Source organism: Cryobacterium sp. M96 (assembly GCF_002929845.1).
GTDB classification, from domain to species: Bacteria; Actinomycetota; Actinomycetes; order Actinomycetales; family Microbacteriaceae; genus Cryobacterium; species Cryobacterium sandaracinum.
In genome coordinates this window covers 190682-203475 of record NZ_PJJS01000053.1, presented here as the reverse complement: position 1 = coordinate 203475, position 12794 = coordinate 190682, and the positions used below count along the sequence as shown (strand labels likewise).

Annotated in this window: 10 protein-coding genes; 3 read left to right on the top strand and 7 right to left on the bottom strand. The window is 66.5% G+C overall.

Annotated features, from left to right (window positions below; all coding sequences use genetic code 11):
* Positions 1-3: 3 nt before the first annotated feature.
* From hutU to CXY79_RS13920, 3 genes are all read right to left on the bottom strand, one after another.
* Complete coding sequence (gene hutU, locus CXY79_RS13930) at positions 4-1692, bottom strand: urocanate hydratase (protein WP_104102656.1); 1689 nt, start codon at positions 1690-1692, stop codon at positions 4-6.
* 45 nt (positions 1693-1737) lie between these two features.
* Complete coding sequence (locus CXY79_RS13925) at positions 1738-2409, bottom strand: IclR family transcriptional regulator (RefSeq protein ID WP_104102653.1); 672 nt, start codon at positions 2407-2409, stop codon at positions 1738-1740.
* Positions 2410-2624: 215 nt separating this feature from the next.
* Positions 2625-4145 carry a SulP family inorganic anion transporter gene (locus CXY79_RS13920; protein ID WP_104102650.1) on the bottom strand — a complete coding sequence of 507 codons (1521 nt, stop codon included), beginning with the start codon at positions 4143-4145 and terminating at the stop codon, positions 2625-2627.
* A gap of 236 nt (positions 4146-4381) precedes the next feature.
* Between CXY79_RS13920 and CXY79_RS13915 the strand changes: the two genes are divergently transcribed.
* Positions 4382-4744: a MerR family transcriptional regulator gene (locus CXY79_RS13915; RefSeq protein WP_233191505.1), complete on the top strand. Its 363-nt coding sequence runs from the start codon at positions 4382-4384 to the stop codon at positions 4742-4744.
* Positions 4745-5270: 526 nt separating this feature from the next.
* Here CXY79_RS13915 and CXY79_RS15785 read toward each other — a convergent pair.
* The 4 genes from CXY79_RS15785 to araB form a co-directional block, all read right to left on the bottom strand.
* Entirely contained in the window at positions 5271-5993 is a 723-nt protein-coding gene (locus tag CXY79_RS15785; RefSeq protein WP_146068151.1) for a hypothetical protein, read from the bottom strand.
* A gap of 465 nt (positions 5994-6458) precedes the next feature.
* Positions 6459-7976 (bottom strand): L-arabinose isomerase, encoded by a 1518-nt coding sequence (gene araA, locus CXY79_RS13905; RefSeq protein ID WP_104102641.1) that lies wholly within the window; start codon positions 7974-7976, stop codon positions 6459-6461.
* Positions 7976-8686, bottom strand: coding sequence for an L-ribulose-5-phosphate 4-epimerase (locus tag CXY79_RS13900; protein WP_104102638.1), 711 nt, complete (start codon positions 8684-8686; stop codon positions 7976-7978). The genes araA and CXY79_RS13900 overlap by 1 nt, the downstream gene beginning before the upstream one ends.
* Positions 8683-10407 (bottom strand): ribulokinase, encoded by a 1725-nt coding sequence (gene araB / locus CXY79_RS13895; protein WP_104102635.1) that lies wholly within the window; start codon positions 10405-10407, stop codon positions 8683-8685. The genes CXY79_RS13900 and araB overlap by 4 nt, the downstream gene beginning before the upstream one ends.
* A 248-nt stretch (positions 10408-10655) precedes the next feature.
* Between araB and CXY79_RS13890 the strand changes: the two genes are divergently transcribed.
* Together CXY79_RS13890 and CXY79_RS13885 are read left to right on the top strand one after the other, a co-directional pair.
* Entirely contained in the window at positions 10656-11681 is a 1026-nt protein-coding gene (locus CXY79_RS13890) for a LacI family DNA-binding transcriptional regulator (protein ID WP_233191504.1), read from the top strand.
* A gap of 85 nt (positions 11682-11766) precedes the next feature.
* Positions 11767-12786, top strand: a complete 1020-nt coding sequence (locus CXY79_RS13885; RefSeq protein ID WP_104102633.1) for a LacI family DNA-binding transcriptional regulator — start codon at positions 11767-11769, stop codon at positions 12784-12786.
* The last annotated feature ends 8 nt before the right edge of the window (positions 12787-12794 follow it).

Sequence of the window (12794 nt, the reverse complement as noted above, 5' to 3'; positions counted from 1 at the left end):
CACTCACTCCGACTCCCACATCGGCACGCGCAGGCCGCGCTCCCGGGCCACCTCCTCGGCCCGCTGATACCCGGCGTCGACGTGCCGCATCACGCCGGTGCCGGGGTCGTTGGTGAGCACCCGGGCGATCTTCTCGGCGGCCAGGGGGGTGCCGTCGGCCACGATCACCTGGCCGGCGTGGATGCTGCGGCCGATCCCGACGCCGCCGCCGTGGTGGATCGACACCCAGGTGGCGCCCGACGCCGTGTTCAGCAGCGCGTTCAGCAGCGGCCAGTCGGCGATCGCATCCGACCCGTCCAGCATGGCCTCGGTCTCCCGGTAGGGCGAGGCGACCGAGCCGGAGTCGAGGTGGTCGCGGCCGATCACGATCGGCGCGCTCAGCTCGCCCGACGCCACCATCTCGTTGAACTTCAGGCCGGCCCGGTGCCGTTCCTGGTAGCCGAGCCAGCAGATCCGGGCGGGCAGGCCCTCGAAGTGCACGGTGTTCTGCGCCTTCGTGATCCAGCGGCGCAGGTGCTCGTCCTCGGGGAACAGCTCCACGATGGCCTGGTCGGTCGCCGCGATGTCGGCCGGGTCGCCCGAGAGCGCCACCCAGCGGAACGGGCCTTTGCCCTCGGCGAACAGCGGGCGGATATATGCGGGCACGAACCCGGGAAAATCGAACGCCCGCGCGCAGCCGCCGAGCTCCGCCTCCGCCCGGATCGAGTTGCCGTAGTCGAAGACCTCGGCACCGGCATCCTGGAAGCCCACCATCGCGGTGACCTGTTTGGCCATGGATGCCCGGGCGCGCTCGGTGAACTCCTCGGGCTTCGCGGCCGCGTAGTCATGCCACTCCTCCGCAGTGACACCCTCCGGCAGGTAGGCCAGCGGGTCGTGCGCGCTGGTCTGGTCGGTGACGATGTCGATCGGCACCCGCCGCTCCAGCAGCTCGGCGAACACGGTCGCCGCGTTGCCGACCACGCCCACGGAGAGGGCGCGCTTCTCGTTCTTCGCCGCGAGTACCCGGGCGATGGCGTCGTCGAGGGTGGGTGCCAGTTCGTCGAGATAGCCATGCTCGACCCGGCGCAGTAGCCGGGACTCGTCCACGTCGACGATCAGCACGGCGCCGCCGTTCATGGTCACGGCCAGCGGTTGCGCGCCGCCCATGCCGCCGGCCCCACCGGTGAGGGTGAGCGTGCCGGCCAGGGTGCCGCCACTGTGTTTGTGAGGCCCGCCCTCACGGGCGGCGATCTTCGCGGCCACGGCGGCGAAGGTCTCATATGTGCCCTGCAGGATGCCCTGGGTGCCGATGTAGATCCACGAACCCGCCGTCATCTGGCCGTACATCGTCAGGCCGAGGGCCTCGAGGCGGCGGAACTCCGGCCAGGTCGCCCAATCGCCGACCAGGTTGGAGTTGGCGATCAGCACCCGCGGCGCCCACTCGTGCGTGCGGAACACGCCGACCGGCTTGCCGGACTGCACCAGCAGCGTCTCGTCCTTTTCCAGCGTGGTGAGCGTGCGAACGATGGCGTCATAGGCCTCCCAGTTGCGGGCGGCCTTGCCCGTGCCGCCGTAGACCACCAGGTTCTCCGGGTGCTCGGCCACCTCGGGGTCGAGATTGTTCATCAGCATCCGCAGCGGGCCCTCGGTCTGCCAGCTCTTCGCGGTCAACTTGGTGCCGCGGGCGGCGCGCACGGGGCGGGATTCGGACATCACTGTCTCCTAGGGGGTTCGGGGGTTCGGGCGATTCGGGGTCGATCAGTCCGTAGGGAGGTTGGGGACGGCACGGCTGAGACCGGCGGACACGTGCCCGGCAGCCTGGGCCAGCAGCGGGCCGTAGCGACGGATGTCCGCGGTCTCCACCCGGTAGCTCGGGATGACCAGGCTCAGGGCGGCGATTGTTCTGGCCTCCGAACGGATCGGCGCGGCCAGGGCCGTGACATCCGTTTCGACGCCGCGTTCGACGACCACGTAGCCGGTCTCCGGGGTATGCCCGGTGAGCACTTGCCCGGCCGCGGAGCGTTCGAGCGGCACGGTGCGGCCGACCCAGCTCGTGTGCCGCACCGAGTGGGTGCCCTCGACGATGGCGATGTAGAGCCCGGTGGCGTTGTGGCCCACGACGCTGAGGTAGACGGACTCGCCGGTCTCGGCGACGAGCCGCTCCATGGCCGGGCGGGAGAGGGTGACCAGCGACTCGCTGCTGAGCGACTGCGCGCCGAGCTGGATGATGCGGCTGCCCGGCAGGTAGGCGCCGTCGTCGGTCTTGTGCACGAAGCCGCGGGTCTCGAGCGTGCGCAGCAGGCGCAGGGCGGTGCTCGGTGCGAGGGCGACGGCGCGTGAGCTCTCCGAGAGCGTGAGCCCGTCGGCGTCGCAGATCACGGCGAGCAGGTCGAGGGCTCGTTCCACGGTTCGGGTGGACGACTCGGCCATGGGTGCTCTCCCGGTTCTCGTGCGGATGCTGATGTCATCCAGTAAAACTCAAGTGCCACTCTATGGCAAGAGGCGGATGGGGGACCCGTTCCCATTCACCGGGTCCAGGGCATGACCGCGAACACCGCCCACGTCCTCGCCGACTCCTCCACCTCTCGCGAACTTGTCTACGCCGCGGCGGGGAGTCGACGAGGGATGCTGCTCAGCCGGTGGGGTCAGTGACCTCCGCCGAGGTTGCCGGCGAGGCGGGCGTGGATATTGGTGCTGGCATCGTTCATACCGACGATCACGGCGCGTTTGCCGAGACGTTCATATTTGTTCGTGATGGAGTCGAGGGCTGCGACGGTGGAGGCGTCCCAGATGTGGGAGGCGGCCATGTCGATGACGATGCGGTCCGGGTCTTCTGCGTACTCGAACTGGGTGGTGAGGTCGTTGCTTGACGCGAAAAAGAGCGCGCCGGTCACGGTGTAGTACGCAGTCGGGACAGACTCATCATTGGACAAGCTGCGTTCAACGTCTACGAGGTGCGCCACCCGGCGGGCGAAGGCGACCATTGCCACGAGAACCCCGACGACTACGCCGATGGCGAGGTTGTGGGTAATTACGACCACGGCGACTGTGGCGACCATGACCGTAGTTTCGCTTTTTGGCATCCTCTGAAGTGTGGACAGACGGATGCTGTGCCAGTCGAAGGTCAGCACCGAGACGATGATCATCACGGCCACCAGGGCGGCCATGGGGATGATGGCGACGACATCGCCGAGAGCGACGACCAGGATCAGCAGGAATACGCCGGCAAGGAACGTGGAGATGCGGGTTCGGGCGCCGGAGGCCTTCACATTGATCATGGTCTGGCCGATCATGGCGCACCCGCCCATGCCGCCGAAGAAGCCGGAGAGCATGTTGGAGACGCCTTGACCCCAGGTTTCGCGGGTCTTGTGGGAGTGGGTGTCGGTGACCTCGTCGACGAGTTTGGCCGTCATTAGGGACTCGAGGATGCCGACCATGGCCATGGCCAGCGCGTAGGGGGCGATGATCGTGAGCGTCTCTGCGTTGAGGGGAACGTTTGGGATGAAGAGTTCGGGGAGGCTCTTGGGCAGTTCGCCCTGGTCGCCGACGGTGGGCACGTTGATTGCGATGGTGACGGTTGCGATGGTCAGCACCACGATGGCGACCAACGGGGCGGGGATAATCTTGGTGAACCGGGGCATGACGACCATGATGATGATCCCGATCGCCACCAGCGGGTACACCATGAACGGCACCCCGAGCAAATGCGGCAACTGTGCGATGAAGATGAGGATGGCCAAGGAGTTCACGAATCCGACCATGACGCTGCGCGGGATGAAACGCATGAGCTTGGCCACGCCCAGCACGCCCAGGATCACCTGCAGGAGCCCGGCCAGGATGACCGTGGCGATGAAATAATCCATGCCGTACTCGCGTGCTACCGGGGCGATCACTAGGGCGATGGCTCCCGTTGCGGCGGTGATCATCGCGGGGCGGCCGCCGAGGAACGCAATGGATACGGCCATCACGAAGGACGAAAACAGTCCAACCCGTGGGTCGACGCCAGCGATGATGGAGAACGAGATCGCTTCCGGGATCAGCGCCATCGCGACGACGAGGCCGGCGAGAGCTTCTCGGGTGAGGAGCCGCGGAGTTCGAAGTGCTGTCATCACCGATGGCTCGGCTTTGTAACGGTCGGGCGTGGGGGATTTTTGAGCGAGTGCCATGGGGCCTCCAGGGACGGGGCTCGCGGTGGCGGGCCAGAATAGGGCGAAGGGGAAGGGGAAGGGGAAGGGGAAGGGGTGCGCCCGGTGCGCACAATCATCCGCCGATACGGCGAGGATGGATGGTGGGCTGTCACACAATGTCAGCCGACGATCACAACTCTACCCTAACGTTAGGGTTATGTTCGAGTCCACGCATGAGAGGTCCCGCCATGTCACCGACTGAGCCAACGGCAACTATGCATATCGGCGAACTGGCCGAACGCACCGGACTGTCATTGCGAACCATCCGCCACTACGACGAAATTGGTTTGCTCAGGGCCTCAGGCCGGACTGATGGCGGCTTCCGTCTCTACACGGACGAAGATCTGGCCCGGTTGATCCTGATCCGGCGCATGAAGCCGCTGGGCTTCTCGCTTGAAGAAATGATGTCGCTCCTCAAGACCATCGACACACTGGATGGCGCCATCGAGGGCGCCGACATTGCCGCCGTGAGGTCAGACTTGGAGTCCTTCATTGCACAGGCCGAGGAGCGGCGCCAGGGGCTGCGGGATCAGCTCGCAATGGCCGACGAATTCCTTGCTCTCCTGCGCCAGCAGTGAGCTAGTGCCCTGCGGTGGACTCAGGTGGCTGAAGGTTTAGAACAGCTCACTTCCGCGAATTCATGGGACTCTGAGTAGTGTGACCCGCTGTCGCCCTGACGACCGCCGCTCGACCGAAAACGGCATCGCTGACGGTGACGACAGCTTTTTCGAAGAATGTCCTTGCCGTCGAATCCGCTGCAACATTTGAAGCCCGCGGACTCGGCAAGGCCGTGTTGTCCGTGAGCCTAAGCGTCTCTGACGACGAGCGGCTCAATGAAGTGCCGGGCGAGTGAGCCCCGCCGATCGAGATCGATGCCCCTCTGGCGCTGGAGCCGGGCACACTCACGATCCCGTTCGACACGGCGGACCTGGCCAGGCATTGTTCTGTCCGGGCGCGAGGTGGAAGCTGACACGTTGTCTTCATGGGTACGGGAACAGTTAGCCGCATTGGTCTGAACTCAGGTGGGACACCATGAGCGCCAGCCGCGTGCGCAGCGTCATCTACGGCGAAGCGTTGAAAGCTTTCCTCTATCGGCGCGAGGTCTCAGTCAAGCAACTCTCCGAACTCGTGCGGACGGCTCTGGCTGTCTGAAGAATTCAGCTGCGCGAGTCCGAGCGTTCGATCAGTCGACGTTGCCTGAACGAGCAGCCACACCCACGCCGAAACCCACGGCCTTGACCCAGCCAGTGTGCTGCGGGACTCGTGGAACGAACGAGAACGCGGCACCGCCGACGACGTCGGCCCCGTCTTCTCCCGCCGAATGGAACGACGTATCGAAACGGCCCCCGCCAACCTGGCGCCAGCAGTGGCCGGGCGTCCGCCGCAGTCGACGTGTTCCGCGACCGGTACGATATGGACCCGGCACAGACCGAGGCCATTCCCGCGGCGTACCGTGAGCGCGCGGTTGGTGCCGAACTCGCGGCGCGCGTAGCTACCCTGCAGAAGAAGCAGGCTCAGAGCACCCCGCCGAACGCTCGCGAAACCGGCCGGCATAGGCCGGACACCGCACTCGACGTGATGCGCGCCGCGAACCGGATTACGGCAGGTAAGCAGCGTAAAGCGCAACGCGCCGCCGGCCTCACCGTAATGCCGCTGCAGGCCACGCGCGGAGACCAGACGACACATTCCGATGACCAGCGTACCCGCGATGACGGCCGCGAACGGTAGAAAATCCGACGCCTCAATGCCGTCGAGCAAGGAAGTCCCGAGCCTCATTTGATCGATTTTCGAAACGACGCGAATTTGAAACTGCTGATCCTTGAGCACCCGGGCGATCGGGCAATCGCGCGACTTTCAGACCGCCCCGCGGTCCGTTCGGAGACATCCCGACCGAGAGCACCCGCCGACAGGAGTGGGTGCGCCTTGCCGCCGAAGTCGACGTGTTCCGTGACCGGTACAAGGTTGAACCGACCCAAACCCAGGCCATCCCTGATGGCGTACCATGAGCGCAGCGTTGGCGCGGAGCTCGCGGTACGAGTGGCGGACCTGCAAGAGAAGCAGGCTCAGAGCGCGCCGCCGAGCAAGTGCGGGGCCGGCCAGCAGATGCCGGCTACCGCGCTCGACGAGGTGCGCGATGCGCGCTGCCGGCCTGACCGTAAAGGCCCGCCCGGCTACCCGCGGCGACGAGTCGAAATCGACCGACGACCCTCGTACCCGTGCCGCCGGCCTCGAACGGTAAGACCGGCGAAACCTCCGCCAAGCTGAGGCGGGAGTCCCGTGTTCGCCCCGGAGCTACAGTCCTTGCGCCAGCCGGTAGTATGCCTGGTTCCATCGCACCTCACGGCCGAAGTCACGCAGTGTTGTGGACTGGTCGATCAGGAGGAGTTCGGTGTGAGCCATCTCGGCGTAGTCCTGGAAGACCTCGATGCCGACGGCAGTCGACATGACCGTGTGGTGGGCGGCGCCGGCGGTGAGCCAGGCGGCGGCGGAGGTGGCGAAGTCGGGCGCGGGGCGCCAGACGGCGCGGCCGACCGGGAGCTTCGGGAGTGCCTCGGTGGGCTCGACGACCTCGACCACGTTGGCGATGAGTCGGAACCGCTCGCGCATGTCACTCATCGCGACCACGACGGCGGGGCCGGGGGCGGCGTTGAAGACCAGGCGCACGGGGTCTTCGCGGTCGCCGATTCCGAGCGGGTGGATTTCGAGTGTGGGCTTCTCGGTTGAGAGCGCCGGGTTTACTTCGAGCATGTGGGCACCGAGGATCAGTTCGTCCCCGGGGGTGAGGTCATAGGTGTAGTCCTCCATCAGGCTCGCACCGCCGGGCAGGCCGGCGCCCATCACGTTGGCCACGCGCACGAGGATGGCCGTCTTCCAGTCGCCCTCCCCGGCGAAGCCGTAGCCCTGTTCCATCAGCCGCTGCACGGCGAGGCCCGGCAGCTGGCGGAGCGCGCCGAGGTCTTCGAAGCTAGTGGTAAAGGCGCTGAAGCCGCCGGCCTCGAGGAAGGACTTGAGTCCGATCTCGATCGCGGCACCGTATCGGAGCGACTCGTGGCGTTCGCCGCCCACGCGCAATTCGGGGGCCACGTCGTAGAGGTCTTCGTACTCCGCGACCAGAGCGGTGATCTCGGCATCCGTCGCCGCGTGCACGGCCTCGGCGAGTTCGTTGACCGGCCAGGTGTTCACCTGCACCCCGAAGCGCAGTTCGGCCTCGGTCTTGTCGCCCTCGGTGACGGCGACGTAGCGCATGTTGTCGCCGAAGCGGGCGAGCTTCATGCTGCGGGACGCGGCCCAACCGGCGGCCGCGCGGGTCCAGGTGCCGATCTGGTTTGTCACGGCCGGGTTGGAGACGTGGCCGACGACAGTCTTGCGGGACACGCCGAGACGGGTCTGGATGTAGCCGAACTCACGGTCGCCGTGCGCGGCCTGGTTGAGGTTCATGAAGTCGAAGTCGATCTCGCTCCAGGGCAGTTCGACGTTGGCTTGGGTGTGCAGGTGCAGCAGCGGCTTGGTCAGGGCGTCGAGCCCGGAGATCCACATCTTCGCGGGTGAGAAGGTGTGCATCCACGCGATCAGGCCGATCACCCGGTCATCCGAGTTCGCGTCGAGCGCCGCGCGGCGAATCGAGTCCGAGTCGGTGAGCACGGGCTTCCAGACGATTTTCACCGGGATGTCGCTGCTTGCGCCGAGCGCGTCGGCGATGGTCCTGGACTGCTCGGCGACCTGACGCAGGGTCTCCTGGCCGTAGAGGTTCTGGCTTCCGGTGAGGAACCAGACTTCGTAGTGATCGAGGGTGGTGGTGAGTGTTGGCATTAGCGCAGTGCTCCTTGCGGTGCTTGTCCGTAGACGTTCTGATAGCGGTTGAAGAGGGAGTCGATCGCGGCTTGCGGGATCGGGATGAGGTCTCCGCCCTGGCGGGCGAGGTGCACGGTGCGGGCGACGTCCTCGACCATCACGGCGGCCTTGACGGCGTCGCGGGCGTCCTTGCCGATCGTGAACGGGCCGTGGTTCTGCATCAGCACCGCGCGGGACCGGTGGCCGGTGAGGGCGTCGACGATGCCGCGGCCGATGGTGTCGTCACCGATGATAGCGAACCGGCCGACGGGCACGGGGCCGCCGAATTCGTCGGCCATCGCCGTGATCACGCACGGGATCTCTTCCCCGCGGGCGGCCCATGCGGTGGCGTAAGTGGAGTGCGTGTGCACGACTCCGCCCACCTCCGGCATGTTGCGATAGACGTAGGCGTGCGCGGCGGTGTCGCTCGATGGCGACCGGTCGGAACCGGGGGAGCCGGGAATGACGGCGCCCGCGAGGTCACACAGGATCATGTTCTCGGGCGTGAGGTCGGCGTAGTCGACGCCGCTGGGCTTGATCACGAAGAGGTCGGCGCCGGGCACCCGGCCGGAGACGTTGCCGCCGGTCCAGACCACGAGCCCGTAGCGGGTGAGCTCGCCGTGTAGGCGGGCGACGTCCTCACGGACACGAATGACAGCGGCGTCGACGGTGGGGCCGAAGCGGCTCATGCCGGCACCGCCGCCGAGTCGAGCGATGCGGCCGCATCGCGCTTCAGCGCCTTCAGTCGGTGCATGACGTCGTTCGCGCCCCGACCGAAGTAGTCGTGCAGGAGCGTGTACTCGGCGAACAGTTGGTCGTAGGCCGACGCAGACTCATCGTTGGGTGTGTACACGTTCTTGTTGAGCTTGCCCATGGCCTGGCCGGCCGCGCGCACATCGGGGTACGCGCCGGCGGCGACCGCCGCGTGGATGGCCGAGCCGAGCGCGGGCCCCTGCTCGCTGTCGATCGTTGAGATCGGCATCCGCAGAATATTGCTGTAGGTCTGCATCAGGAAGGCATTCTTGAGTAGCCCGCCGGCCACGATGAACTCGGTCACCGGCACGCCGCTCGCGTTGAAGGTCTCGACGATCGTGCGCGCGCCGAATGCGGTGGCCTCGAGCAGGGCCCGGTATATCTCCTCGGGCCGGGTGGTGAGGGTCGTGCCCAGCACGAGGCCGGAGAGTTCATGGTCGACGAGCACTGAGCGGTTGCCGCTGTGCCAGTCGAGGGCGATCAGCCCGTGCCCGCCGACGGGCTGGTCCTTGATCAGCTCGGTGAGGTGCTGGTGCACGCTCAGGCCCGCCGCCTCCGCCGCGGCGAAGTAGCGGGCGGGGACCTGGTTGTTGACGTACCAGGCGAAGATGTCGCCCACGCCGGACTGCCCGGCCTCGTAGCCGTAGAGTCCGGAGACGATGCCGCCGTCGACGACCCCGCACATGCCGGGAACCTCCGCGAGCCGGTCCGAGTTCATCACGTGGCAGGTCGAGGTGCCCATGATGGCCACCATCTGGCCCGGCAGCACGGCCTGGGCGGCCGGGCCGGTGACGTGAGCGTCGACGTTGCCGACCGCCACGGCGATGCCCTCCGGCAGTCCGGTCCAGGCGGCGGCCTCCGCGGAAAGAGTGCCGGCGGATGCGCCCAACTGCCCGATCTCATGAGCCACCTTGTCGACGGCGAACCGCGCGAAGCCGGGATTGAGAGCGGCAAGGAAATCCTCGCCGGGGTAAGCGCCGTCCTGCAGGATGCCCTTGTAGCCGGCGGTGCAGGCGTTGCGCACATAGTGGCCGGTCAACTGCCAGACGATCCAGTCTGCCGCCTCGACCCAATGGTCCATCCGGGCGTAAAGTTCCGGGTCTTCCTCCAGCAGCTGGAGGCCCTTCGCGAACTCCCATTCGCTGGAAATCAGGCCACCATAGCGTGGCAGCCAACTCTCGCCGCGCTCGGCCGCGAGCTGGTTGATCCGGTCGGCCTGGGGCTGTGCCGCGTGGTGTCTCCATAGCTTGACGTAGGCGTGCGGGTGCCCGGCGTACTCCGGCAGCTCGTTCAGCGGGGTGCCGTCGGCGACGACGGGAACCATGGTGCAGGCGGTGAAGTCGGTGCCGATGCCGATGACGCGGGCCGGGTCGATGCCCGCGTTGGCGATGGCGGCCGGCACGGCGCTCTTCAGCACGGCGACGTAGTCCTGCGGAACCTGCAACGCCCACTCCGGCGGCAGCGTCGCGCCCGTGGCAGCAAGGGTGGTGTCCATGACTGCGTGGGGATAGTCGAGCACGGCCGAGCCGAGTTCGGCGCCGTCAGAGACTCGCACGACGACCGCCCGGCCGGAAAGGGTGCCGTAGTCAACACCTATGACGTAGGACTCGGGGCTGGCTGGTGTCTGCGCATCTGGTTGTGCTGCGGTCTCACTCATGAATCGACTCCCTTGCCGGAACGCGGATACAGAACGTCAACTTCGTCTGAGATTCACCGTCGATAACTGTTGGCGTTAGTGAATGTTAGCGCACTATCAAGTGCTGTCAATCGATGATGGGCGCCCTGTCTGGTTGACAAGTCTGCCATTGACGGGGCTGATATCCGCTCCCTTCAGGCCTTTATGACACCAGGCATGGTGCGCTAACATGTCTGAATCGGGGATTTTCTTTTCGGGAGGGGGTGCGCATGGGCAGGGAACCTCGACCGGGCGGCCGCAGCGTGCGCATGATCGACGTGGCGAAACTCGCCGGAGTGTCGCAACAGACTGTGTCTCGCGTCGTCAATGAACACAACAATGTCAGTCCGGACGTGCGCGAACGGGTCGAACGGGCCATCACGCAGTTGCGCTACAACCGCAATTCCGCCGCACGCGCCCTCGCCACGAACCGGTCCATGAACCTGGGCGTGGTCTCCTACTCCCTCCCGGTGCACGGTTCAGCCCTGGTCCTCTTCGGGATTGCCGAGGAGGCGCGGCGCAACGGCTACGCCACGAGCCTGGTGAGCATTCCCCAGGTCGATTCGGCCGACATTCGTGCCGCGCTGGACACGCTCGTCGCGGACGCGGTGGATGGGATCATCGTGCTCGCCCCCATGACGGCAGCCGTCGAGGTGCTGCGGGCACTGGACCCCGACGTTGCGATCGTGCGGTTCGAACAGGGCTCACCGGCAAGCTCGACGGCCGTGTCGATGGACGATGTGCTCGGCGCGCGACTGGCAACCCGGCACCTGATCGGGCTGGGTCACGAAACCGTTTGGCACGTGGGAGGCCCACCCGGCTGGATGGCCTCGGAGGCGCGGCGTGCTGGGTGGCTGTCCGAACTCGCTGCGCACCACCGCACGGTCAATCCCGAGTTTCGTACCGACGACTGGACGGCCGATTCCGGCTACCGGGCAGGCTTGGAGATCGCCGATGATTCCTCTATCACCGCGGTTCTGGTGGCCAACGACTCGATGGCCCTCGGCGTGATCAAAGCGCTTTACGAGCGGGGCGTCCAGGTACCCGGCGATGTGAGCGTTGTCGGCTTCGACGACATGAGCGAGGCCCGCTACTTCCAGCCGAGCCTCACGACCGTCCGCCTCGACTTCAACGAGGTCGGCCGGCTGGCGGTTGAGCGGGTGCTTCGCCTGATGGGCGGCGAGCCCGCGGAGCTGATCCCCGTCATTCAACCCGAGCTGATGGTTCGGGGGAGCACTGCGACCCCGCACCCCTGACCTGACCGTGCGGGCGGTAGATGCAACGTTGTAAAATGTGGTCGGATGTCGACGCATTCGTCAATCGCACACTTAAGGAGTCCTCATGGCGGCAACGCTGCACGACGTTGCGAGGATCGCCGGGGTCTCTATCAAGACGGTCTCCAATGTCATCAACGACTACCCACACATCCGGCCGTCGACCAAGCAGCGCGTCGTTGAGGCGATTGCGGAACTCGACTATCAGCCCAACCTGTCGGCCCGCAGTCTGCGCTCCGGGCGCACGGGTGTGATCGGGCTCGCCGTGCCGGAGCTGTCGCTCAGCTACTTCGCGGAACTCGCGGACGCCGTGATCCGCTCCGCCGAGCGCCACCACATGACCGTGCTGATCGAACAGACCGGTGGCGACCGCCGACGGGAGATCGAGCTGCTCTCCAGCCCGCGCCGACAGATGACCGACGGCCTGCTCTTCAGCGCCCTCGGCATGGACAGCGACGACTCCGAGTACCTGCGGGTGGGCTATCCGCTCGTGCTGCTGGGTGAGCGCATCTTCGGTGGCCCGACGGATCACGTCACGATGCGCAACGTGGACGCCGCGAGGGCCGCGACCGAACACCTGATCAGTCAGGGGCGCCGGCGCATCGCCATTATTGGCGCGCACGAGGGGGAAATCATCGGATCGGCCGGTCTGCGTCTTCGGGGCTACCGCGAGGCACTTGAGGCTGCCGGCATCCCGTTCGACCCTGCCCTGGTCGGATATACGACGCTGTGGCACCGATCGAACGGCGCGTCCGCGATGCGCGACCTCCTCGCGTCGGGGGTGCGATTCGATGCCGTCTTCGGGCTCAACGACACCCTGACCCTCGGCGCCATGCGGGTGATGCAGGAGGCAGGTCTGCGCATCCCGGAGGATGTCTCGACGATTGGCTTCGACGACCTCGACGAGGCCCAGTACAGCCTGCCGACCCTCTCCACCGTCGATCCCGGCCGGGAGGAGATTGCCGAGACCGCCGTGCGAATCCTGCTCGAACGCATCGCGGAGACGAACCCGGCCGCCCCGCCCCGGGAGGTGCTGGCCGATTTCCGCGTGGTTGAACGTGAGTCCACGGTGTCCCTCACCGCTTGACCGCCTGT

Coding starts and splice junctions, on each gene's coding strand:
- hutU (WP_104102656.1), bottom strand. CDS start 1,692: ATGTCCGAATCCCGCCCCGTGCGCGCCGCCCGCGGCACCAAGTTGACC.
- CXY79_RS13925 (WP_104102653.1), bottom strand. CDS start 2,409: ATGGCCGAGTCGTCCACCCGAACCGTGGAACGAGCCCTCGACCTGCTC.
- CXY79_RS13920 (WP_104102650.1), bottom strand. CDS start 4,145: ATGGCACTCGCTCAAAAATCCCCCACGCCCGACCGTTACAAAGCCGAG.
- CXY79_RS13915 (WP_233191505.1), top strand. CDS start 4,382: ATGCATATCGGCGAACTGGCCGAACGCACCGGACTGTCATTGCGAACC.
- araA (WP_104102641.1), bottom strand. CDS start 7,976: ATGCCAACACTCACCACCACCCTCGATCACTACGAAGTCTGGTTCCTC.
- CXY79_RS13900 (WP_104102638.1), bottom strand. CDS start 8,686: ATGAGCCGCTTCGGCCCCACCGTCGACGCCGCTGTCATTCGTGTCCGT.
- araB (WP_104102635.1), bottom strand. CDS start 10,407: ATGAGTGAGACCGCAGCACAACCAGATGCGCAGACACCAGCCAGCCCC.
- CXY79_RS13890 (WP_233191504.1), top strand. CDS start 10,656: ATGGGCAGGGAACCTCGACCGGGCGGCCGCAGCGTGCGCATGATCGAC.
- CXY79_RS13885 (WP_104102633.1), top strand. CDS start 11,767: ATGGCGGCAACGCTGCACGACGTTGCGAGGATCGCCGGGGTCTCTATC.